General features: G+C 63.9%; 26 protein-coding genes. 8 read left to right on the plus strand and 18 right to left on the minus strand.

Features of this window, described 5'->3' with window-relative positions:
- Nucleotides 1–95: 95 nt before the first annotated feature.
- Nucleotides 96–404, minus strand: a complete 309-nt coding sequence (locus O7B34_RS17000) for a DUF1244 domain-containing protein (RefSeq protein ID WP_337147147.1) — start codon at nucleotides 402–404, stop codon at nucleotides 96–98.
- Nucleotides 405–415: 11 nt separating this feature from the next.
- Complete coding sequence (locus O7B34_RS17005) at nucleotides 416–1,213, minus strand: N-formylglutamate amidohydrolase (protein WP_337147148.1); 798 nt, start codon at nucleotides 1,211–1,213, stop codon at nucleotides 416–418.
- 287 nt (nucleotides 1,214–1,500) lie between these two features.
- Between O7B34_RS17005 and O7B34_RS17010 the strand changes: the two genes are divergently transcribed.
- Both O7B34_RS17010 and pyk read left to right on the plus strand, forming a co-directional pair.
- Complete coding sequence (locus tag O7B34_RS17010; RefSeq protein WP_245262044.1) at nucleotides 1,501–1,947, plus strand: DUF1036 domain-containing protein; 447 nt, start codon at nucleotides 1,501–1,503, stop codon at nucleotides 1,945–1,947.
- Entirely contained in the window at nucleotides 1,944–3,374 is a 1,431-nt protein-coding gene (gene pyk / locus O7B34_RS17015; RefSeq protein WP_337147149.1) for a pyruvate kinase, read from the plus strand. Before O7B34_RS17010 ends, pyk begins: the two co-directional genes overlap by 4 nt.
- On the opposite strand, the gene O7B34_RS17020 is transcribed toward pyk, so the two are convergent.
- From O7B34_RS17020 to ykgO, 4 genes are all read right to left on the minus strand, one after another.
- Nucleotides 3,347–3,847 (minus strand): hypothetical protein, encoded by a 501-nt coding sequence (locus O7B34_RS17020; protein WP_337147150.1) that lies wholly within the window; start codon nucleotides 3,845–3,847, stop codon nucleotides 3,347–3,349. The genes pyk and O7B34_RS17020 overlap by 28 nt on opposite strands.
- A 52-nt stretch (nucleotides 3,848–3,899) precedes the next feature.
- Complete coding sequence (locus O7B34_RS17025; RefSeq protein WP_337147151.1) at nucleotides 3,900–4,967, minus strand: alpha/beta fold hydrolase; 1,068 nt, start codon at nucleotides 4,965–4,967, stop codon at nucleotides 3,900–3,902.
- 157 nt (nucleotides 4,968–5,124) lie between these two features.
- The gene (locus O7B34_RS17030; RefSeq protein WP_337143034.1) at nucleotides 5,125–5,772 is read right to left on the minus strand and encodes a tetratricopeptide repeat protein; all 648 of its coding nucleotides are present in this window, start codon (nucleotides 5,770–5,772) and stop codon (nucleotides 5,125–5,127) included.
- Nucleotides 5,773–5,881: 109 nt separating this feature from the next.
- Nucleotides 5,882–6,007, minus strand: a complete 126-nt coding sequence (ykgO, locus tag O7B34_RS17035; protein ID WP_006327841.1) for a type B 50S ribosomal protein L36 — start codon at nucleotides 6,005–6,007, stop codon at nucleotides 5,882–5,884.
- A 242-nt stretch (nucleotides 6,008–6,249) separates the two neighbouring features.
- Here ykgO and O7B34_RS17040 point away from each other — a divergent pair, with 242 nt between their 5' ends.
- A complete protein-coding gene (locus O7B34_RS17040; RefSeq protein WP_337147152.1) occupies nucleotides 6,250–6,672 on the plus strand; it encodes a lysozyme inhibitor LprI family protein in 423 nt (140 codons plus the stop codon).
- Between the two features lie 64 nt (nucleotides 6,673–6,736).
- Here O7B34_RS17040 and O7B34_RS17045 read toward each other — a convergent pair whose 3' ends face one another.
- The 11 genes from O7B34_RS17045 to O7B34_RS17095 form a co-directional block, all read right to left on the minus strand.
- Nucleotides 6,737–7,813: a 5-(carboxyamino)imidazole ribonucleotide synthase gene (locus tag O7B34_RS17045; protein ID WP_337147153.1), complete on the minus strand. Its 1,077-nt coding sequence runs from the start codon at nucleotides 7,811–7,813 to the stop codon at nucleotides 6,737–6,739.
- Nucleotides 7,810–8,307 carry a 5-(carboxyamino)imidazole ribonucleotide mutase gene (gene purE / locus O7B34_RS17050; protein ID WP_027141852.1) on the minus strand — a complete coding sequence of 166 codons (498 nt, stop codon included), beginning with the start codon at nucleotides 8,305–8,307 and terminating at the stop codon, nucleotides 7,810–7,812. Before purE ends, O7B34_RS17045 begins: the two co-directional genes overlap by 4 nt.
- Before the next feature lie 98 nt (nucleotides 8,308–8,405).
- Complete coding sequence (locus tag O7B34_RS17055) at nucleotides 8,406–9,311, minus strand: anti-sigma factor family protein (RefSeq protein ID WP_337147154.1); 906 nt, start codon at nucleotides 9,309–9,311, stop codon at nucleotides 8,406–8,408.
- Complete coding sequence (locus O7B34_RS17060; RefSeq protein WP_337147156.1) at nucleotides 9,308–9,832, minus strand: sigma-70 family RNA polymerase sigma factor; 525 nt, start codon at nucleotides 9,830–9,832, stop codon at nucleotides 9,308–9,310. Before O7B34_RS17060 ends, O7B34_RS17055 begins: the two co-directional genes overlap by 4 nt.
- A 58-nt stretch (nucleotides 9,833–9,890) precedes the next feature.
- The gene (locus O7B34_RS17065; RefSeq protein ID WP_337147157.1) at nucleotides 9,891–10,112 is read right to left on the minus strand and encodes a hypothetical protein; all 222 of its coding nucleotides are present in this window, start codon (nucleotides 10,110–10,112) and stop codon (nucleotides 9,891–9,893) included.
- Between the two features lie 133 nt (nucleotides 10,113–10,245).
- Entirely contained in the window at nucleotides 10,246–11,451 is a 1,206-nt protein-coding gene (locus O7B34_RS17070; protein ID WP_337147158.1) for an aminotransferase class V-fold PLP-dependent enzyme, read from the minus strand.
- A 25-nt stretch (nucleotides 11,452–11,476) separates the two neighbouring features.
- A complete protein-coding gene (locus O7B34_RS17075; RefSeq protein WP_027141856.1) occupies nucleotides 11,477–11,938 on the minus strand; it encodes a RidA family protein in 462 nt (153 codons plus the stop codon).
- Nucleotides 11,939–11,974: 36 nt separating this feature from the next.
- Nucleotides 11,975–12,769, minus strand: coding sequence for an amino acid ABC transporter ATP-binding protein (locus O7B34_RS17080; RefSeq protein WP_337147159.1), 795 nt, complete (start codon nucleotides 12,767–12,769; stop codon nucleotides 11,975–11,977).
- A gap of 4 nt (nucleotides 12,770–12,773) precedes the next feature.
- Nucleotides 12,774–13,424: an amino acid ABC transporter permease gene (locus O7B34_RS17085; RefSeq protein ID WP_337147160.1), complete on the minus strand. Its 651-nt coding sequence runs from the start codon at nucleotides 13,422–13,424 to the stop codon at nucleotides 12,774–12,776.
- A 1-nt stretch (nucleotide 13,425) separates the two neighbouring features.
- A complete protein-coding gene (locus O7B34_RS17090) occupies nucleotides 13,426–14,091 on the minus strand; it encodes an amino acid ABC transporter permease (protein WP_027141859.1) in 666 nt (221 codons plus the stop codon).
- A gap of 73 nt (nucleotides 14,092–14,164) precedes the next feature.
- Nucleotides 14,165–14,995, minus strand: a complete 831-nt coding sequence (locus O7B34_RS17095; RefSeq protein ID WP_337147322.1) for a transporter substrate-binding domain-containing protein — start codon at nucleotides 14,993–14,995, stop codon at nucleotides 14,165–14,167.
- Between the two features lie 169 nt (nucleotides 14,996–15,164).
- Here O7B34_RS17095 and O7B34_RS17100 point away from each other — a divergent pair, with 169 nt between their 5' ends.
- Nucleotides 15,165–15,953 (plus strand): IclR family transcriptional regulator, encoded by a 789-nt coding sequence (locus tag O7B34_RS17100; protein ID WP_337147161.1) that lies wholly within the window; start codon nucleotides 15,165–15,167, stop codon nucleotides 15,951–15,953.
- A 35-nt stretch (nucleotides 15,954–15,988) separates the two neighbouring features.
- On the opposite strand, the gene O7B34_RS17105 is transcribed toward O7B34_RS17100, so the two are convergent.
- Entirely contained in the window at nucleotides 15,989–16,192 is a 204-nt protein-coding gene (locus O7B34_RS17105; RefSeq protein ID WP_027141861.1) for a YdcH family protein, read from the minus strand.
- Between the two features lie 239 nt (nucleotides 16,193–16,431).
- On the opposite strand from O7B34_RS17105, the gene O7B34_RS17110 reads away from it, so the two are divergent.
- From O7B34_RS17110 to O7B34_RS17125, 4 genes are all read left to right on the plus strand, one after another.
- Nucleotides 16,432–16,611, plus strand: a complete 180-nt coding sequence (locus O7B34_RS17110) for a YdcH family protein (RefSeq protein ID WP_027141862.1) — start codon at nucleotides 16,432–16,434, stop codon at nucleotides 16,609–16,611.
- 348 nt (nucleotides 16,612–16,959) lie between these two features.
- On the plus strand, nucleotides 16,960–18,213 hold the full coding sequence (gene ispG / locus O7B34_RS17115) for a flavodoxin-dependent (E)-4-hydroxy-3-methylbut-2-enyl-diphosphate synthase (protein ID WP_337147323.1): 1,254 nt from the start codon (nucleotides 16,960–16,962) through the stop codon (nucleotides 18,211–18,213).
- Between the two features lie 5 nt (nucleotides 18,214–18,218).
- On the plus strand, nucleotides 18,219–19,073 hold the full coding sequence (locus O7B34_RS17120; protein WP_337129454.1) for a lytic transglycosylase domain-containing protein: 855 nt from the start codon (nucleotides 18,219–18,221) through the stop codon (nucleotides 19,071–19,073).
- A 101-nt stretch (nucleotides 19,074–19,174) separates the two neighbouring features.
- Nucleotides 19,175–19,927, plus strand: a complete 753-nt coding sequence (locus O7B34_RS17125; RefSeq protein WP_337147162.1) for a Stf0 family sulfotransferase — start codon at nucleotides 19,175–19,177, stop codon at nucleotides 19,925–19,927.
- The last annotated feature ends 6 nt before the right edge of the window (nucleotides 19,928–19,933 follow it).

Below are 19,933 nucleotides of genomic sequence, written 5' to 3' on the forward strand. Positions count from 1 at the left end.
GCGAATCCGGTCAGAAAATGGCTTTGCGCGGCAAATTAGATCGATTCAATTTTCAGTCAAGCGCTCTTTCGGGAAAGCATTTGGGCCAAACGGACTCAGTGATCCTTGGGACGCCTGGCTTCGAATTCCGCCTTCTTGGCGTCCGAAGCCTCTGTCTGGTTGAGCGCCTGCCACTGCGCATAGGGCATGCCGTAGACGATCTCGCGCGACTGGTCCTTCGAGAGATCGACACCCTCGGCGTTGGCCGCCTCGCGATACCAGTTCGACAGGCAGTTGCGACAGAAACCGGCGAGGTTCATCAGGTCGATATTCTGAACGTCGCCGCGTTCGCGCAAATGCTCGACCAGCCGGCGAAAGGCAGCGGCTTCGAAATCACGCTTCTGCTCGTCGCTGAGTTCGGTCATCGAAACCTCCGTCATAGCGGCCCGGTACGCGAGCCGAACATCTTTACCGCATGTATATCGGGACGGCGGTCGATGGCGTCAACGATCGGCGCCAGCCGTTCGGCCCAGGCGATGGCGCCCTTCTGGTCCGCTATCAGGTCCTGGCGGATTTCGATCAGCGCGTGGGCATAGCCATTGACGATGGCGTGCTTGAACATGGTGTCGCCGTGCAGAGCGCCGTCATACGGTTCGTTGTCGCCGACGATGAGGTTTTTGTCTTCAGCCAGCATGTCGATCAGCAGCCGCGCCACCCGGTCGTCCTTGTCCCAGAGGATGCCGACGTGCCAGGGCCGCTGCTTGCCTTGCATGGCAGGCGTGAAGGAGTGCACCGAGAAGATGAAGGGCGCCTTGCCGGCGGCTTGCGCGACCGATGCAATCATGGCGCCGATCGCATCGTGATAGGGACGGTAGAAGCGATCAAGCCGCCTTTCGCGTTCTTCCGGTGCCATGGGATAGTTTCCCGGCACGACCGTGCCGTCATAGAGCTGGCGAATGAGGGTTGGATCGTCCTCGCCGCGGTTGGGATCGATCAGCAGCCGTGAGAAATTGGCGAGCACCGCAGGCGCATCCAGCAGGGCCGCCAGTTCGCGCGTCACGGCTTCGACGCCGATGTCGTAAGCGATATGGCGGTCGAATTCGACCGACGGCAGCCCCAGGCTGCCATACTCCTCCGGCAGGTCGCGGCGGGCATGATCGGCCAGGAGCACGATGCCTCGCTTGCGGTCGCCTTCGACGATATCGAATGGCGCGAAAACTGTGGATCGGGTCATTGGCGGGAAATGGGCTGTTCGCTGGCTTCCGGGGAGGGTGCTATCGTCATTCCACGAAGACGACGCGTGCGCAATGCCGTTGTTTGGCCAAGGTTTCCGCTGAAATCTGGCAAGGGGCGACGGATCGTGCGCCGGGAGCCTTCCTAAATCGATTGGATTGGTTGAAACGGTGCGTTGACATGCGCCCGGACTTTTCCGAAAAGGGGCGCAGAGAGATGCTGATGTGGTTCTTGAGGGGTTTTGGAATGGGTTCCGCCGGCAGGCAGCGCATGCGCTCCGGCTTCGCCATGCCGCTCCTGATCCTGACCGTCGGCGTGTCGGCAATGGTCATGGCCTCGCCGGCGCGCGCCGATTTCCGCGTCTGCAACGCCACACAGAACCTGGTCGGCGTCGGCATCGGCTATCGTGCCAAAGCCGGCTGGATCACCGAGGGCTGGTGGCACATCGAAGGATCGAGCTGCAAGACGTTGATCGAAGGGCCGCTGTCATCAAGGTTTTATTATCTTTATGCAGAAGACGCGGAGCGCGGTGGACGCTGGGACGGCCCGATCAACATGTGCGTGGCTGAAAAAGAGTTCAAGATCGCCGGCGTAAGCGACTGCGTCGCCCGAGGCTTCCAGCGCGCCGGATTCCAGGAATATGACACGGGCGAGCAGGCAAGCTGGATGGTCCAGCTCACCGATGAGCCCGCAACGGGAGGCGCCCCAGCCGCCCCGGGAACGAATAGTCAATGAGACGTAGCCGCAAGGTCAAGATCCTAGCCACAATCGGTCCGGCCTCCTCGTCCGAGGAGATGCTGCAGAAGCTGTTTGAAGCCGGTGCGGATGTCTTCCGCATCAATATGAGCCATACCGATCATGAGCTGATGCGCACGCTGGTCGCACGCATCCGCGCCGTCGAGGAAAAAGTCGGCCGGCCGATCGGCATCCTGGCCGACCTGCAAGGTCCGAAGCTGCGCGTCGGCAAGTTCGCCAACGGCAAGGAAGTGCTGACGCTGGGCCAGACGTTCACGCTTGACGACAATCCCGCGCCCGGCACCTCGACCAGGGTCTACCTGCCGCATCCTGAAATCCTGAGTTCGGTCGAGGCTGGCCATCGCCTCCTGATCGACGACGGCAAGCTCGAGCTGAAGGCGGTGAAGAGCGACGGCAAGTCGATCGTCTGCACCGTCATTGCCGGCACCACCATTTCCGACAAGAAGGGCGTCAGCCTGCCCGACACCGACCTGCCGGTCGGCGCGCTGACCGAGAAGGACCGCAAGGACCTCGACGCGGTGCTCGCCACTGGCGTCGACTGGGTCGCGCTGTCCTTCGTGCAGCGGCCGGAAGACTTGGCCGAAGCGCGCAAGATCGCGCGCGGCCGCGCGCTCATCATGGCCAAGATCGAAAAGCCGCAGGCCGTCACCCGCCTGGCCGAGATCATCGAATTGTCCGACGCTCTGATGGTTGCCCGCGGCGATCTCGGCGTCGAGATGCCGCTGGAAGCCGTGCCCGGCATCCAGAAGCAGATCACGCGCGCCGCGCGCCGCGCCGGCAAGCCTGTGGTGGTCGCCACGCAGATGCTGGAATCGATGATCACCGCCCCTGTGCCGACCCGCGCCGAGGTCTCCGACGTTTCGATCGCCGTCTTCGAAGGCGCCGACGCCATCATGCTGTCGGCGGAATCGGCGGCGGGCGCTTATCCGGTCGAGGCGGTTGCCATGATGAACCGCATCGCCACCAAAGTCGAAACAGATCCGACTTATGCCGGCATCATCAACGCACAACGTTCGGAGCCGGAAGCGACCGGAGCCGACGCCATTTCGCTGGCCGCCCGCGAAATCGCCGAAACGCTGAAACTGTCGGCGATCGTCACCTACACGGCATCAGGCACCACCGGCCTGCGCGCCGCGCGCGAGCGCCCGCAAGTGCCGATCATAGCGCTGTCGCCGATCGTCAACACGGCGCGGCGGCTGTCGCTTTTGTGGGGCACGCATTGCGTCGTGTCGCCGGACGCCACTGATCTCGATGACATGGTCAACCGCGCCTGCCGCATTGCGCTGGAAGAAGACTTCGGCAAGCCGGGCGACCGGGTCATCATCACCGCAGGCGTGCCGCTGCGAACCCCGGGATCGACCAACATGCTGCGCATTGCCTATGTCGGATCGGAAACCGGCCGATAATCGGCCGCCAGCCTGGTCGCGATCCTGAGCGCTCCTGCCGCGGCTTCAGCATGGTTTCTTCGCTGGAGAAACCGCCGTGCGCGGGGGATGGGGTCGTACAGATACTGATCCGGGCCCAGCATCTTTCGCCGGTTGAGCTCGGTGGTATCGAGCAGATCGAAATCGACCTTCGCAATCGTGCAAGGCCATCCGGCGTTCCGCGCGGCCCAGCCTCTTTCATGGTGTTCGAGCAACCGCTCTCGCGCGCAATAGCCGTGATAGTCGAAAGCGATCAGGCCGTCCGTCACATAGATATGGTTTCCTGAAAAGCCTTCGTCAGGAATGATCCGTTCGCCGTAAAATCCCTCCACAGGCGGATGCTTGAGGAAGGTGCCGGCGAGAATGGCGCACGCGCCGTAACCGAAGAAGATGCGATCCGGCAACGCCCATCGCTTTTCGGGATATCTCTTTATGCCGTGTTTCAGGATGTACATGCCGCTCAGGTCCCGGTGGCGTCTTGTGATGACCATTTTCGGATGGCATGCATCAGGTCGGCGCGAGCTCCGCTCCAGGTTCCTTGATGTCGGCGCATTTGCCCACGCCATAGGCGTCGCCGGCAATCCGTGCCTCCACCTTCCTGGCAATCGCCTGCAGATCGATATCCCTGCCGGCGACCCTCTCGATGGCGCCGACGACGAGATCGGGGGCGATCCAGTCCGGCTTGTGACCGAGATTATGCACCCAGACGAGCTCGGCGCCTGAGATGTCGCGCACCAGGCCAACGGAATGGATATGCGCGTAGACGACCTTGTCGCGGTCGCCGGAGATGACCACGGCCGGCGCCGTGATTTCTTTGTAACGCGGCGCGGCGCCAAGTGCATACCGATAGAGCCCGGCGACGTCGGTGGCATTGGCGCGGAAGGCCGATGGCCGCAGCACCAGCGGGATCGCGGCTGAGGCGAGATAATTGTCCGGCACCTTGTTGGGCGAGAAGACGCAGGTCGTGGTATCAGCCATCCGCAATGTTCCCGCAGGATAGCTCAGGGTCTCGGAGAACAGCCGGCCGATCACCGGAATGATGGTCAGGTCGTAGTACCAGGACGTCGCGCCGCCCGGCCAGGGATGGGTTGCCGGTGCCAGGAAGACGAGGCCGAGCGTCTTGTCCGCATGCTCGCGGCCGAAAGTCGCCGTCACCACGCCGCCGAAGGAATGGCCGACAATGATTGCCTTCCTGATGCCGAGACGGTCCATCAGTGCGGCAATGGTTGCGGCTTGCTCCGATGGGTCCTCATTGTTGCCTGGGCCGCGTCCCGACCAGCCAAAGCCCGGCCGGTCGAAGAACAGCATTTCGGCACGCCCTTCGAGCAGTGGCCTCAACGGCAGCATCTGATCCCTGAGATTGGCGCTGGCGCCATGGATGAAGACGATCGGAGGCAGATCCGCATCGGCTGGGGCGGGGATGTGGACATAGTGGATGAGGGCGCCGTCGATGTCTGCGAATTCGCCGGCCGGCGGACTGCGGTGCTCGATCAGCCATGAGCCGACGCGGGTCACGCCGACAAGGGCAAGGACAAGCGCCATCAGGAAGGCGAGCGCGGCATAGATCAGGTTCATGCGGGGATATACGGGAATGGAGGGGGATAAGTAGGGGAGTAGGGGAGTAGGGGAGTAGGGGAGTAGGGGAGTAGGGGAGTAGGGGAGTAGGGGAGTAGGGGAGTAGGGGAGTAGGGGAGTAGGGGAGTAGGGGCCTCTTCCCCTGCCGCCTAGTCTATCAAATGCCTTCGCCGGCAAGCTCTTCCGACAGGGTGGCGACCTGGTTCTGGGCGCTGCGCATCATCGGGTAGATGGCCAGCACCTTTTGCCAGGCCTCGAGCGCCGATTGCTTGTGGCCTGTCTCCGCCATGATCTGGGCCAGGCCCGACAGCGCGCCGAAATGGCGTGGCTCGAGCTGCAGCGCGCGGTCGATGTCGGCCATCGACTTGCCGTAGTTCTTCATCATGAAATGCACGGTGGCGCGGCGGTTCCAGCCTTCGGCGTAGTTTGGCTGCAAGGTCACCACCTGGTCCAGGAAATCGAGCGCGACATCGAACTTCCGATCGTTCATCGCTTTTTGCGACCACTGCATCATCAGGTCGATCGAGGCGCTGCCGGACTGGAACCACTCGTTCCAGATGTTGCCGGCAATGCGCTCGGCGGCCTTTTCGTTGCGCTCGCGTTTCAGGTCGGAGAACAGCTTGTCGATCCGCGCCTGCTTCGTCATTGGCGGGGCCGGAGTGTCCCGGGCCGCGGGCTGGGCATCGGAGGGCGCCGACTGACCATCCGTGGCTGCGACCGCGATCGGCCGGTCACCGGCCTGCGTCGGCAGGGAGATGACGCCGGAAACCAGGAAAGTCGTCAAGAATGCAAAAAGGATCCGCATCGCCCGACTCTAGTCCCGGGCGGCGGAACCGCAAAGTGATTTTAGCGTGAGAGGATCGGCAGGCCGACAAACATCAATGGGCGGAGGCAAAAAGCCTCCGGCCGAAAACTCAACCCTGGCGCGCCTTGTAGCGGGGGGCGGTCTTGTTGATGATGTAGACGCGGCCCTTGCGGCGAACCAGCTGGTTGTCGCGGTGACGCGCCTTCAGCGCCTTGAGCGAATTCTTGATCTTCATGGTCTTGCCTGTCGGTGTGGACCCGGTTCCGGGTCGAAATTTTAAGGCGCGCCAGAAGACGCGCCTTTTGAACGGTGGGTGGCTCATAAACGAGGAGCCTTGCCCATGTCAACCGTAAGTCGATCGCAAGCGTGCTCCGCGTCCTGATATCATCAAATATCCGCCATGTCGGCCCCGTGGCATTGCGCGGCCATGAGCCGGCTGGGATGATGCCGTTTGCTTCAAGTGATTTGGGGACGACCATGCGCCGAATATTCCTGTCCGCCTGCCTCGTCGTCCTGGCGGCGAGCGCGGCTGCCCGAGCGCAGGAATGCGACCGTTCCGACGACAGCCAGCAAATGATGAACATCTGTGCCGGCGAGGACTATCAAGCCGCCGACGCCAGGCTCAACAAGGCCTATCAGGACCTGATCAGCTCCGATGATGCCGATGGAAAGAGATCGCTGCAGGCGGCGCAACGGGCCTGGATCGCCTTCCGCGACGCCGAGTGCACGCATTCCACGGCCGCCAGCCAAGGCGGGTCCATCCATGCGATGGAGGTCTCGCAATGCCTGACCGGGCTGAGCAATGATCGCATCAAGCAGCTCGCCGCCTCGGCCAATTGCGAGGAAGGCGATGCGACTTGCGCCAGTCCCGGCGAGGACGAGAGCGACGAGGTGCAATAGGCGTGTTTGCTATCAGAGCGGTTGTTACGCTATTCCGGACGGACACACTTTTCCTGGAATTGCTCTAACCGCGGCGGCCGATGCGGGTGAAGTGGCCCATCTTGCGGCCGGCCCGGGCTTCCGCCTTGCCGTAGAGGTGCAGCATCAGGTCGGGCTCGGCGAGCAGCGTTGGAACGCGCAGCACGTCGTCGCCGATCAGGTTCTCCATCACGCAATCGGAATGGCGGTCGGGGCTGCCCAGCGGCAGGCCGGCAATGGCGCGGATATGTTGCTCGAACTGCGAAACGATGCAGGCGGCTTCGGTCCAGTGGCCGGAATTGTGGACGCGGGGCGCGATCTCGTTGGCCAGCAGCGAACCGTCGGCCAGTACGAAGAATTCGACACCGATGACGCCGACATAGTCGAGCGCCGACAGGATTTTCGTCGCCGCGTCTTTCGCGGCCCGCGCGGTCGCCGGCGCAACGCCGGCCGGCACGGTCGATGTGTGGAGAATCCCATTGCGATGCACGTTTTCGGCCGGATCATAGGCGGCGACAGTGCCGTCCAGCCCCCGCGCGGCGATAACGGAAATCTCGCGCTCGAACGGCACGAAACTTTCCAGGATCAGCGGCACATTGCCCATTGCCTCGCAGGTGCCGGCGAAACCGCCGGCTTCGATGTTGCGGAAGACGCGCTGGCCCTTGCCGTCATAGCCCATGCGCCGCGTCTTCAGGATGCCGCTGCCGTCGAATGCCTTGAGCGCCGCCGCCAGCTCGTCGTCGGTGTCGACCGGACGGAAATCGGCGGTGGCGATGCCGATGCCGTTGAGGAATGTCTTTTCGCTCACCCGGTCCTGCGCCACGTCGAGTGCGCGCGGCGGCGGATAGACCGGCACCTTGGCGGCAAGCGCGGTTGCAGCGGCCACCGGCACGTTCTCGAATTCATAGGTGACGACGGCACTCGCCGTGGCCAGTTCAGCAAGCGCGACCGGGTCATCGTAGGCGGCCGTGATCTGCCGGTTGGCGACCTGCGCGGCCGGGCAATCCGGCTGTGGCTCCAGCACGACGGTGCGGTAGCCGAGGCGGGCAGCGGCCATTGCCAGCATGCGACCAAGCTGGCCGCCGCCAATGATGCCGATGGTCGATCCGGCGGGCAGGCTCACGGCGTGTCCGTCGGTTCGGCCGCGACCTTGGCGGTCTGCGAGGCGCGCCAGGCGTCGAGGCGCTGGGCAAGCTTGTCGTCATTGAGCGCCAGCACGGCAGCGGCTAGGAGGGCGGCGTTGGCCGCACCTGCCTTGCCGATGGCCAGCGTTCCGACCGGAATGCCGGCCGGCATCTGGACTATGGATAGCAGCGAATCCTGGCCCGACAGCGCCTTCGATTCCACCGGCACGCCGAACACCGGCAGTGGCGTCATTGCCGCCGTCATGCCGGGCAGATGCGCCGCACCCCCGGCGCCGGCGATGATCACCTTGTAGCCGGCCGCCTTGGCGCCCTTGGCGAATTCATAGAGCCGGTCGGGCGTGCGGTGCGCCGAAATGATCAGCCGTTTATGGGGGACACCAAGCGCCTCCAGCGTCTCCGCTGCCTGGCGCATCGTCGCCCAGTCGGATTGGCTGCCCATGATGATGGCGACGTCGGCGCGTTGATCGTTCAAGCTTCTGCTCCCCGGCGACAAAGGCGCGCCTTAGCGGAATTCGCGCGGGGCCGCAAGGATTTCAGGCCATCGGCGAGGTGCCGACGGCCATATCCGGCTCATACCGCCGCCTTGCGGAAGCGGGCGACGAAGTCGTCGAGTTCGGGCCGCTCCATGTCGGAGATCGCCCAGTAGGAGAAGGCGCCGTCGCTCCAGTGCACCATCGAGAAGCCGCCCGAGGAAAGATCATCCGGCTGAGTGGTCTTGCCGCCCTGCTGCGGTTCGGCGACGAGCGTGATCAGGTGCTCACGGTGACGGTAGACCAGTGCCGGCACCGGCCGGCCTGATATCACCTCGACCCGGCCGCCGATGAGGGCGAAACCGTCCTGGGCAAGGTCGGGCGCTGGCGGCGAGACGCCGATCCGGGCGTCGAGCCAAGGCTTGACCGTATGGCGGTCGGAGGAAACGATGTCGATCGGGCTTGCGGCGAGCAGGCTGCGGCGATGGCCGCTGGCTACAGCGGCGGCAAAGCCGTCTTCCGCGCCGTTGAACATCACCCATTGCGTCGCGCCGCTGGCCAGCACCGCGCTGATCATGATCGACGCGGCCATGGCGCGCCAGTCGAACGAGCCGAAGCGGCGTGCCCTTGGCGATGTCCGTGCCTGCGAAGGACGCGTCCCGGCTTCCCGTCGCTGGCCCGCGCCGGCAATCAATCCCGGGAGCTTCGACGGCGTGCCGCGCTGCGGCTGCGCCGCATCGCCTTGGTCCTGCTGGTCGGTGCCCGCCATGCCGATTGCCGCGATGCGGGTCCGAAAGGCGTCGCTGATTTCGGGGCGTGGCAAGCGGCTGACCGCGCCTCGCAAGGCAAGGATGCGGGCATGTTCGGCGGCAAGCCGGGGGTCGGCGGCGATGCGACGCTCCACGGCAAGGGCCGCCGCCGCATCAAGCTCGCCATCGACAAGGGCGTGGATCATCAGTCTGATACCTTCGGGATCATTGGGCAGTCCGTCGTCATGGCCGGTCATGGCGCTATCCCCAGTTCAGATGCCAGCACGCTGCGGGCACGGGCCAGCCTCGACATCACCGTGCCGATCGGCACGTCGAGCATGGCCGCAATCTCACGATAGCTAAGGCCGTTAATGTCGCGCAGCACCAGCGTTTCGCGAAACGGCTGCGGCAGGGCAGCGATTGCCGCCTCGAGTGCCGCCGTATCGGCCCTGGCGATGAGGCTCGCTTCCGGACCGTCCTCATCGGGCAGGCTGGTGCCATGGGCCGCCGCCATGTCGTCGAGATCGCCGAGATCACCGACGGCCATCATGGCGCGCGGCCGATTGCGCGCCATCCAGGTGTAGGAGGTGTTGCGCACGATGGTCAGCAGCCAGGCACGGGCATTGCCGCCGGCATAGCCTGACATGCCGGCATGCGCCTTGATGCAGGCGTCCTGCACGACATCCTCGGCGTCGGCGGCATTGCCGGTCAGCCAGCGGGCAAGCGCCAGCGCGTCGCCGAGATGCGGCAGCACCACCTGATTAAAGCGCTCTGCCATGGCCCTCTCGCTCAAAGCAGCACCATGATCCCCTCCGGAGCGGACAGGCCGTGCCGCCTCAAGATGCGACAGCGATTTTGCCTGGCTTGCAGGGGCAAAGCCCCCGGAAACGGGCAAAGTCGCTTGCCTTGCTGAAAGTGAATTCATCTGCCTCACCAGTGTCAAGCGCGATGAAAAGAAAGCGCGCCACGGAGGAGGGACTGACGACGGTCATGCTCGCCAGCGCATGACGGCGGCTGCCGCCGCAGCCAGGTTCGCTGTGCTCGCGATGACGGGGCATGCCGATCTCCTCAACGCCAGCCGTGGCGTATGTCGAGGAGACTTGTTGAGGAGACGATTTATTCCCGCGCGGGCAAATCCGGCTGTTCACGGTCGCGTGATCAGCCGGTGCTTTCGGCATGGTCGGTTGGCGATCAATCCGGCCAGCGCAAAACACCCGACGAATCCTTGCGCGCAATTTTCATCGCGTCGCCCGGGCGCTCCTTCGCGGTCAGTACGGCGTGCAGGCGCTCAGCGACGAGTTCCGCCTCGCCGGGATGAAGATTACAGGGGTCGAGGAAGAAATGGCCGCGCTCGACCTCATGGTTGCGCACGATGATCGGCGGCGAGCCGGCGGCAAGCGCCGAGGCGAGACCGGCGGCGGTGAAGCGGCTCTCGGGCGAGACGAATATCTGCAGCCGGTCAAGCGGATTGGCGGTGGGGTCGGGAATGATGATGGCGGCGATGCCGGGCAGTCCCTGCAAAGTGTCCTTCCACAGATTGAGTGCCGCCTCCTCACACCGACGGATGCCGGCATGGTCGCGCTTCTCCCAGGCCTCGAGCGCCGCCATGGTGCCGGCGATGCTTTCCTTGCCGACCTTCATGGCGCGGGCGACGCCGCGGTTCTGCAGATAGGCTGATCGCACAAGGTCCTTGCGGCCGGTGACGATGCCGCTGGTCGGCCCGCTCAGGAATTTGTGGCCGCTGTAGACGACGACATCGGCGCCGCGCGCGAGGAAACAGCGCAGATCGTATTCGGACGCGGCATCGACGATGACAGGCACGCCCTTGGCGTGGCAGATCTCGCAGAACTCCTCCAGCGACAGCATGCCGTATTGCACGGTGTGGTGGGCGACGACGTAGAGGCCCGCCGCCGTGCGCTCGTTGATCGCTTCGCGCACATGATAGTCCTGGGTGACGCTGACCGTGCCGGCGGGCACTACCCTGGCGCCGGCAACGCGGACCGACTGGTCGATCGGCGCGCCGTAATTGACGATGTGGCCAAGCTGGATGACGACCTCCGACTTGAGGTCGCCGGTGTCGTCGGGCAGACGCTCGATGGCGAGCAGGTTGGTTCCGGTCATCGCTCCGGCGATCGCCATGGTGATGCCGCTCGCGCAACAGGCGGTGATGAAGCCGGCCTCGCCGCCAGTGAGGCGCGCGACAACCGTGCTCGCCGCGCGCTGGAGATCGTCCATCTCCACCCATTGCGAGGCCATTTCGGCCATGGCTCTGATGGCTTCCGGGACGATGATCGAGGCGCCGAGCGCGGTCATGGTGCCGGAGACGTTGATGATCGGCCGCAAGCCCAGCCGTTCGCGGATGGTGGTGTTGGAGCCGGTGTCGGAATAGGTTTTCATGTGAGCAAATCCCGTGGGTGGCAGGTCAGGCGGCGATCTCGACGACCGCTTCGATTTCGACGGTGATGTTTCCAGGCAGCGAGCCGACGCCGATCGCCGAGCGCGCGTGGCCGCCGATCTTGTCGAAGACATTAGCGAACAGGTCCGAACAGCCATTGACCACCTTTGGATGGTCGCTGAAGGTCGGCGTCGCATTGACGAAGCCGAGCAGCTTGACGACGCGCACAATGCGGCCGAGATCGCCGGCGGCGGCATGCATGACGGCAAGCAGGTTGAGCCCGGTCAGCCGGGCATGCTGATAGGCCTGCTCGACCGTCACATCCTCCCCGACCTTGCCGGTGCAAAGTGTGCCGTCGGCGCGCAGCGGCCCCTGGCCGGAGAGGAAGATCAACCGGCCGCTCTCGGCATGGGTGACGAAGTTGGCGATCGGCGTCGGCGGCTCGGGCAGCGTCAGGCCGAGTTCGGCGAGCCTGATATAAGGCGTCATGGATGAAGGCTCCTTGGGCGGCCTGGCCGCCTGAGTTTAGAAGTGCGAGGCGCGGAAGCGCGCCAGGAAAGTGCGGAGGCGCTCGTTGGTGGTCTCCGCCGCGAGGATCTCCCTCGGCGGTCCGACGGCGCTGACGCCGCCGTCGGCCATGAAGACGATGCGGCTCGAAGCGTCGCGGGCGAAGGCCATTTCGTGGGTCACCATCAGCATGGTCATGCCGTCCTCGGCCAGGCTGCGCACCACGGCCAGCACCTCGCCGACCAGTTCGGGGTCAAGGGCGGAGGTGATCTCGTCGAGCAGCAGGATCTTCGGTTCCATGGCCACGGCGCGGGCGATGCCGACGCGCTGCTGCTGGCCGCCGGAGAGTTCAGCCGGCAAGCTGTCGGCCTTGTGGGCGAGGCCGACGCGGCCGAGCCAGTGTTCTGCGATCGATCGCGCCTCGGCCTCTTTCTTTCCCCGCACCTTGGTCAGGCCCAGCATGATGTTGCCGGCCGCCGTCAGGTGAGGGAACAGGTTGAAGCTCTGGAACACCATGCCGGTCTCGGCACGCATGGCGGCAAGATCGCGCTCGCTGCGGCGCTGGCGCGTTCCGGCCTCGCGGTAGCCGACCTCGTTGCCATCGATGCGGATCGAGCCGCTGTCGTAGCTTTCGAGGAAGTTGACGCAGCGCAGCAGGGTGGTCTTGCCGCTACCGGAAGGGCCGATGACAGTCACCACCTCGCCGCGCTTCACCTGAAGGCTGACGGAGCGCAACACTTCGACGGTGCCGAAGGCTTTTGAGACGTCGCGCACGTCGAGCAGTACCGGACCGACGTTTGGGGCTTCGGACATCGTGCTATTCCCGGATGAAGGAGAAACGCCGCTCGAGCCGCCGGCTGGCGAGCGAGAGTGCGTAGTTGACCGCGAAATAGATGAGCGCGCCCAGTATATAGAGCGGCATCGCTTCGTAGGTGCGGCCGATGACCTTGTTGATGGCCTGCATCAAGTCGGTGATGCCGAGCAGCGACACCAGTGCGCTGCCCTTGACCGCGTCGGTGACCCCATTGATCCAGGGCGGCAGGAAGCGCCTGAAGGCCTGCGGAAAGATGACGTAGGTGAGCCGTTGGCGAAAGGTCAGCCCGATCGCCATCGCGGCCTCGGACTGTCCCTTCGGGATCGAGCCGACCGCGCCCCTGAGATACTCGATGACCTGCGCCGTCTTGAACAGAGTGAGCGCGGAAACCGCGGCCCAGAACGACGGCAGATGCAGCCCGATCGCGGGCAGGCCGTAATAGACGAAGAACATCAGCACCAGGATCGGAATGCCGCGAATGGTGTCCGAGAAGATGCGCACCGCCCAGCGCAGCGGCATTGGTCCATAGACCAGGCCAACGCCCAGCAGGACGCCCGCGATGAGCGACAGAACCACGACCAGCAGCGAGACCCACAAGGTCACGGCGAAGCCTGCGGCAAGGAAGGGCAGTGCGTAGAGGATCTGGCCCGGCATGTCAGCGCGCCGCCCTGAACCGGCGTTCCACGAGCCGCAGCCCAAAAAGCATGATGTAGCCCGTCACCAGATACATGGCGGTGGTGACCAGGTAGACCTCGACGATGCGGAAGGTGTTGAAGTTGATCCACTGGGCGCCGAAGGTGAGTTCCGGCACCGAGATGACCGAGGCGATCGAGGTGTCCTTGAACAGCGAGATGAAGGTGTTGGAGAGCGCCGGCAGCGTGATGCGCAGCATGGTCGGCAGGCGCACATGAAGCAGCCTTTGCCAAGGCGTCAGGCCGATCGCCTTGCCGGCATCGAGCTGTCCGCGCGGGACAGCCTCGAGGCCCGAGCGAAACACCTCGACCAGATAGGCGCCGCTATAGACCGACAGGGTCAGCACAAATGAGGTTGGTGCGCTGTAGGCCAGGTCGACCACGGTCGGCAGGCCGTAGAAGACGAGATAGACCAGCAGGATCAGCGGCACGTTGCGGATGAATTCGACATAAGCCGCGATCACCGCCCGCACCACGCGTCCGGCCGAGACGTACCAGACCGCGAGCACCAGGCCGATGACGACGCCGATGGCGATCGAGATCACGGCAAGTTCGAGGCTGAGCAGCAGGCCGCCCCAGAGCTTGTCGAAATGCCGCCAGATCAGGTTGAAATTGAGGGCATAGCCCATGCATCCGCCTCGGTGTGAAGGGCGTCGAGTCGATTGCGGAAGGGCTGGAATGCCGCCCTTCCGCAAGCCGGGATCAGATGACCGGGAAGCCGGGGTGACGCGCCGGCGGTTCCTGGCCGAAATAGTCCTTGAAGGCTGCGTCGTAGAGCGCTGATTCATGGCCGAACATGGCGATGGTGAAGGTCTGGTTGACGAAGGTCAGCCAGTCGAGATCGCCTTGCCGAAGTGCTGCGCCGTAAAGCATCGAATACCAGCTCTTGCCGGCATCGAAATACTTGTCGGGATTGCGCGAGGCGAGCCAGCGAACGGTGGACAGGTCGACAGCGGCAGCGTCGGCGCGCTTGGATTCAAGCGCCTGCAGCACGTTGGCCTGGGTGTCGATCTGCAGCACCTGCGCTTGCGGCAGAGCGTAGCGGACCGAGCTTTCGGCGTCGACATTCTGCAGGATGGAAATGCGGGTCGCCGAACCGCCGGCGAGCAGCTTGTCGAAGGTCTTGTTCTCGGCGGTCGGCAGCGTCAGCAAGGCAACGCCCTCGACATAGTAGGGTCGGGAGAAGTTGATCAGCTGCGAGCGCTGGGCCGTCATGGTCATGAACTGGATGGTGATGTCGACCTTGTTGGTGGTGACGTTGGGAATGCGCTGCGCCGGATCCTGCATGACGAACTCGACCTTGGTCGGATCGTCGAAAAGGCCCTTGGCGAGGATGCGGCCCATGGTGATGTCCATGCCGACCAGTTCGCCGGCATCGTTCTCGAAATGCCAGGGTGCGTTGGTGCTGCCGGTGCCGACAATCAGCTTGCCGCGGTCGAGCACGGTGCGCAGCAGGCTGTCGGATGCGGCTTGCGCTGCGGCCTTCTGCGCATCGACGGTTGCCAGAACGCCTGCCGTCGCAAGTCCCGCCATTCCCAATTTCAGAAAATCACGTCTTCCGGATGTGTCGTTCACGGCGACCTCCTTTCGTGTTGTGTTCCCCATGCACAGGCCATGCACGCGACAGCGATTATCAAAGGTTGTCTCTTACAAGAGACGCATGTATCCTGTACAAGACAGATACTAACACCGGGAATCGACAATGCAAGATGGTAGTGTTTTGGCTGTTTCAGCCGACGAGAAGACGCCGGGCTCCCGTGAAAAGGGTCTCAACCGGGTCCTGGAGATCCTGGAATTTCTTCACACGACGCAGCGTGCGATCGGTATTGGCGATCTCGCCAAGGGGGTCAATGCGCCGCGTTCGACCACCTACACGCTGGTGCGGTCCCTGGTGGATGCCGGGCTGCTGGAAATGGCCGGCGATGGCAACCGCGTCTATTTCGGCAAGAAGCTCTACCTCTACGGAATGGACTATGTGCGCGGCAACGACCTGTTGCGACGCGGGCGCCAGGAGGTCGATCATCTGTCGCGCGAGACCGGCGAGACCTCGGAACTGTGCATGCTGCAGAGCGGCCGCTACACGATCGTCCATTCCAGCCCCGGCACCAGGCCGTTCCGCATCAGCTCGGCCACCGGCCTGCAGATACCGCTGCCCTGGACCGCCTCGGGCCGCCTCCTGCTTGCGGGGTTGGATAGAGCGGCGATCGAGGCCATGGTGTCGGACGACGATCTCGTGCTGCCCGACGGCCGCAAGCTGCGGCTCGAGGATTTCATCGCCGACATCGCAAAGGCAGGGGTGACCGGCTACTGCGTCACCTCGGGCCTCGTCGACGCCTATACGAAATGCCTCGCCGTGCCCGTCTTTTCAGCGCCAGGCAAGGTCGAGGCGACGATGTGCCTGGTGGTTCCGATCGACACGTCGGAGGAGCGGACCACCGATCTCATCGGCCTGCTGCGCGGCCGCGCCGCCGGGCTTTCGATTGGGGGGTAGGTGGAAAGTGCCGGCGAGCGCGAGGCGTCCGCGTCTCAGGCGATGATGTCTGGAATGATCTTGTCTTCCAGTTTCATCAGCCGGTCCTTGAGGGCCAGCTTCTTCTTTTTCATGCGCTGGATCTGCAGCGGGTCGCAATTCATGGCGATCATCGCGTTGATCGCGGCATCGAAATCGGCGTGTTCCTGCTTCAGCCGGGAAAATTCGAGGCGAGTATCGGCCTGTTCCTGATCGGACATTCTCTACCGTCTGCACGTCTGCGGCGCCCAAAACTGGGCCTGGTTGGGCGGGGGCGGCAATTTCTGCCACCGGCGCGCAGCCCATATCACATTTCACGTTGTCGTGGAATGCTACCACGCAGCATTCGACATCGCTGCCTGATGGTGGCACACTGTCATTGTGCCGTCACAGATGCGACCTGCGGTGGACGTGCCTTTGACGGCTGCAATCGAGGAAACCATGAAAGGGAGAACCAATCATGTCTCTTGCATCCCATCTTGATGAGTTGCAGCGGAAACACGGCGACATCGAACGCGAAATCGATGACGCGATGAATCACCCGTCGGTCGACGATCTCGACATCGTAAATCTCAAGCGACGCAAGCTGGCACTCAAGGATGCGATTGAGAAACTGAGGGCGCAACCAACCTCGCATTGACGCTCACCTGACATAGCCGCTCACCACTGGCGGTCTTCCTTGCCGGCGGCACCTGCCGCCGGTGCAGTGGTTTTAATTTCAGCGATTCCATAAGTCGAAGCTAATATCCTTCACGCGCATTGTGCCCGGCCGCCGTCAGGTCGGCGTGCTGTTTCAGGTCCCCGGCGGGATCAATTGCTGCCAGTGGCGACCTGTCGCCATTGACAAGCCATCTTTGCTCCTCCACCTCATGCCCGGACTTCAGCGCATCGGACCCGGCTTGTGCGTCCAAGCGGACGCACGGGCTTCAGAGAGACGCATAGCGCTCCAGAGAGACGCATGGCGCTCCAGAGACAAAAGGCTGCCGGCATGACCGGATATTTTTCCTTTCCCTTCCCCCGCCGCACCTCGGTCGGCGTCGATGTCGGCGGTGTGGTCGTCGGCGGCGGCGCACCGGTCGTCGTACAGTCGATGACCAACACCGACACGGCCGATATCGACCAGACGGTCGCGCAAGTCGCGGCGCTGCACCGCGCCGGTTCCGAAATCGTGCGCATCACGGTCGACCGCGACGAGAGTGCGGCCGCCGTGCCGCGTATCCACGAGCGACTGTTGCGGCTCGGCATCCATGTGCCGCTGGTCGGCGACTTCCACTATATCGGCCACAAGCTTTTGGCCGACCATCCGGCGTGCGCCGAGGCGCTGGCCAAGTACCGCATCAATCCCGGCAATGTCGGCTTCAAGGACAAGAAGGACCGGCAGTTCACCGATATCGTCGAAATGGCGATCAAGCACGACAAGCCGGTACGTATCGGCGTCAACTGGGGCTCGCTCGACCAGGAACTGTTGACCCGGCTGATGGACGACAACCAGGACAAGGGTTTCCCCCTGACCGCGCAGGAAGTCACGCGCGAGGCGATCGTGCAGTCGGCGATCCTGTCGGCCGAGATGGCCGAAGAGATTGGCCTTAGCCGCGAAAAAATCATCCTGTCGGCCAAGGTCAGCGGCGTGCAGGACCTGATCGCGGTCTACACCGAACTCGCCACCCGTTCCAATCACGCGCTGCATCTCGGCCTCACCGAAGCCGGCATGGGCTCCAAAGGCATCGTTGCTTCTTCCGCCGCGATGGGCATCCTCCTGCAGCAAGGCATCGGCGACACCATCCGCATCTCGCTGACGCCGGAGCCGAACGGCGACCGCACCCGTGAGGTGCAGGTGTCGCAGGAACTGCTGCAGACCATGGGCTTCCGGCAGTTCGTGCCGATCGTCGCAGCCTGTCCCGGCTGCGGCCGCACCACCTCCACCGTGTTCCAGGAACTGGCGCAGAACATTCAGGCGGACCTGCGCAAGAACATGCCGGTGTGGCGTGAGAAATACCCGGGCGTCGAGAACCTCAAGGTCGCGGTGATGGGATGCATCGTCAACGGCCCGGGTGAGTCCAAGCATGCCGATATCGGCATTTCGCTGCCCGGCACCGGCGAGACGCCGACCGCGCCCGTCTTCGTCGACGGCAAGAAGGCGGCGACGCTGCGGGGGCCGTCGATCGCGGCGGATTTCGAGAAAATGGTCGCCGACTATATCGAACAGAGGTTCGGTCAGGGCGGCAAGGCCGCGGCAGAGTAGGCCAGATGCGGCGTTTCCCCTGGGCGACGCTGATTTTCCTGTGCGGCATGGCCTGGTCGACGCTTGCCCAGGCCGACCCGCCGCAATCGGCCAAGCAGCGGCTGATCGACAAGGTCTGCAACCTGATCCAGGCGCATGCCGACCAGAACGATCTGCCCCGGGACTTCTTCGCCCGCCTGATCTGGAAGGAAAGCCGGTTCGATCCCAATGCCGTCAGTCCCGTCGGCGCCGAGGGCATCGCCCAGTTCATGCCGGGCACCGCCAAGATGCGGGGGCTGGAAAATTCCTTCGATATCAACCAGGCGATCCCGGCGTCGGCTAGATATCTCGCCGAGATGAAGACCAGCTATGGCAATCTTGGCCTGGCTGCCGCCGCCTACAATGCCGGCGAGAGCCGGGTGTCGCGCTGGCTGAATTCCGGCGGCTTCCTGCCGATGGAGACGGAAAGCTATGTCTTCGACGTGATGGGCGAGCCGGTCGATAAGTTCACGGACCGGGCCTATGCCGGAAAAGTCGAGCCACTCGATGGCAAGCTGGATTTCGCGGTCGCCTGCCGCAAGCTGCCGGTGATCATGTCGAGAACGGTGGCGATGGCCTCGATCAACATCAAGCCATGGGGCGTCCAGGTGGCGGGCAATTTCCGCCGCAGTGCCGCGATCAGCCAATGGCTCAGGGTGCGGGGCCGTTTTCCGGCCCTGCTTGCCGGGCATGATCCGGTGGTGAGCCGGGTGCGCACGCCGATCGGCCGGCGCGGCATCTACGCCGTCAGGATCGGGATCGACGACCGAACTGCGGCCAATGTCATCTGCCAGAAACTGCAAAGCGTCGGTGGCGCCTGCGTGGTGGTGCGCAACCGGTAAAGGCCTGAAAGCCGGCACCCGTCGCATCCAGCAACGATTTCAGCTATAGCGGCGGCCACCATCTCTCCTTGGGCAGCAGCCCTGTCATCGCGAGCGCGCCCATGTTCGACGGATACATCATCTGCGGCACGCCCAGAACCGGCAGCACCCTGCTGTGCAAGCTGCTGGCGGCCACCGGAACGACCGGCGATCCCCACTCATTCTACCGGCGGCAGGATGTGTCGGGGTGGGCCGAGGATTGGGGACTGCCCGCTCGCGACACGATGGGCGAGCTGGAATTCCAGCTTGCCTATCTCAATGCGGCGATCGGTGCAGGCAAGGGCGATACTGAAATCTTCGGTTTGCGCCTGATGCGGGAGAACCTGGGCGAGCTTTCAGCGATACTCGACGGGATTTTTCCGGAGCTCGCGTCGGACAAAGCGCGTTTCGAGAGGGCTTTTGGCCGTGTCCTCTACATACACCTGTCGCGCGAAAACAAGCTCGCGCAGGCCGTCTCCCTGGTCAAAGCCCGGCAAACCGGTCTTTGGCATATCGCCCCCGACGGAACCGAAATCGAAAGGGTAGGGCCTGCCAGGGAACCTCACTATGATTTCGAGCGCATCAAGGGTGAGGTCGAAGAGTTGGAAGCCTATGATGGCGCCTGGAACATCTGGTTCGCGCAACAAGGCATAGCGCCATTGCGGATCGGCTATGAGCACCTTGCCGCCGAGCCCGCCGCGGCACTGCTGCGCATCTGCGAAGCCCTGGGCGTCCGGGCACCGGATGCCCGGCATGTCAGGCCCGGCGTCGCCAAGCTCGCCGACGAGACAAGCCTGGACTGGATGCGCCGCTTTCATCTGGACGCAGCCGTCTGAGGCGTT

This window comes from Mesorhizobium sp. Cs1299R1N3, from assembly GCF_037179625.1.
Taxonomy (GTDB): domain Bacteria; phylum Pseudomonadota; class Alphaproteobacteria; order Rhizobiales; family Rhizobiaceae; genus Mesorhizobium; species Mesorhizobium salmacidum.

Coding starts and splice junctions, on each gene's coding strand:
- O7B34_RS17090 (WP_027141859.1), bottom strand. CDS start 14,091: ATGGGCTATGCCCTCAATTTCAACCTGATCTGGCGGCATTTCGACAAG.
- O7B34_RS17040 (WP_337147152.1), top strand. CDS start 6,250: ATGCGCCGAATATTCCTGTCCGCCTGCCTCGTCGTCCTGGCGGCGAGC.
- O7B34_RS17065 (WP_337147157.1), bottom strand. CDS start 10,112: ATGCCCCGTCATCGCGAGCACAGCGAACCTGGCTGCGGCGGCAGCCGC.
- ykgO (WP_006327841.1), bottom strand. CDS start 6,007: ATGAAGATCAAGAATTCGCTCAAGGCGCTGAAGGCGCGTCACCGCGAC.
- O7B34_RS17060 (WP_337147156.1), bottom strand. CDS start 9,832: ATGGCAGAGCGCTTTAATCAGGTGGTGCTGCCGCATCTCGGCGACGCG.
- O7B34_RS17020 (WP_337147150.1), bottom strand. CDS start 3,847: ATGTACATCCTGAAACACGGCATAAAGAGATATCCCGAAAAGCGATGG.
- O7B34_RS17030 (WP_337143034.1), bottom strand. CDS start 5,772: ATGCGGATCCTTTTTGCATTCTTGACGACTTTCCTGGTTTCCGGCGTC.
- O7B34_RS17010 (WP_245262044.1), top strand. CDS start 1,501: ATGCCGCTCCTGATCCTGACCGTCGGCGTGTCGGCAATGGTCATGGCC.
- O7B34_RS17125 (WP_337147162.1), top strand. CDS start 19,175: ATGTTCGACGGATACATCATCTGCGGCACGCCCAGAACCGGCAGCACC.
- O7B34_RS17110 (WP_027141862.1), top strand. CDS start 16,432: ATGTCTCTTGCATCCCATCTTGATGAGTTGCAGCGGAAACACGGCGAC.
- pyk (WP_337147149.1), top strand. CDS start 1,944: ATGAGACGTAGCCGCAAGGTCAAGATCCTAGCCACAATCGGTCCGGCC.
- O7B34_RS17105 (WP_027141861.1), bottom strand. CDS start 16,192: ATGTCCGATCAGGAACAGGCCGATACTCGCCTCGAATTTTCCCGGCTG.
- O7B34_RS17100 (WP_337147161.1), top strand. CDS start 15,165: ATGCAAGATGGTAGTGTTTTGGCTGTTTCAGCCGACGAGAAGACGCCG.
- ispG (WP_337147323.1), top strand. CDS start 16,960: ATGACCGGATATTTTTCCTTTCCCTTCCCCCGCCGCACCTCGGTCGGC.
- O7B34_RS17070 (WP_337147158.1), bottom strand. CDS start 11,451: ATGAAAACCTATTCCGACACCGGCTCCAACACCACCATCCGCGAACGG.
- O7B34_RS17055 (WP_337147154.1), bottom strand. CDS start 9,311: ATGACCGGCCATGACGACGGACTGCCCAATGATCCCGAAGGTATCAGA.
- O7B34_RS17095 (WP_337147322.1), bottom strand. CDS start 14,995: ATGGCGGGACTTGCGACGGCAGGCGTTCTGGCAACCGTCGATGCGCAG.
- O7B34_RS17080 (WP_337147159.1), bottom strand. CDS start 12,769: ATGTCCGAAGCCCCAAACGTCGGTCCGGTACTGCTCGACGTGCGCGAC.
- O7B34_RS17075 (WP_027141856.1), bottom strand. CDS start 11,938: ATGACGCCTTATATCAGGCTCGCCGAACTCGGCCTGACGCTGCCCGAG.
- O7B34_RS17025 (WP_337147151.1), bottom strand. CDS start 4,967: ATGAACCTGATCTATGCCGCGCTCGCCTTCCTGATGGCGCTTGTCCTT.
- O7B34_RS17000 (WP_337147147.1), bottom strand. CDS start 404: ATGACCGAACTCAGCGACGAGCAGAAGCGTGATTTCGAAGCCGCTGCC.
- O7B34_RS17005 (WP_337147148.1), bottom strand. CDS start 1,213: ATGACCCGATCCACAGTTTTCGCGCCATTCGATATCGTCGAAGGCGAC.
- O7B34_RS17085 (WP_337147160.1), bottom strand. CDS start 13,424: ATGCCGGGCCAGATCCTCTACGCACTGCCCTTCCTTGCCGCAGGCTTC.
- O7B34_RS17120 (WP_337129454.1), top strand. CDS start 18,219: ATGCGGCGTTTCCCCTGGGCGACGCTGATTTTCCTGTGCGGCATGGCC.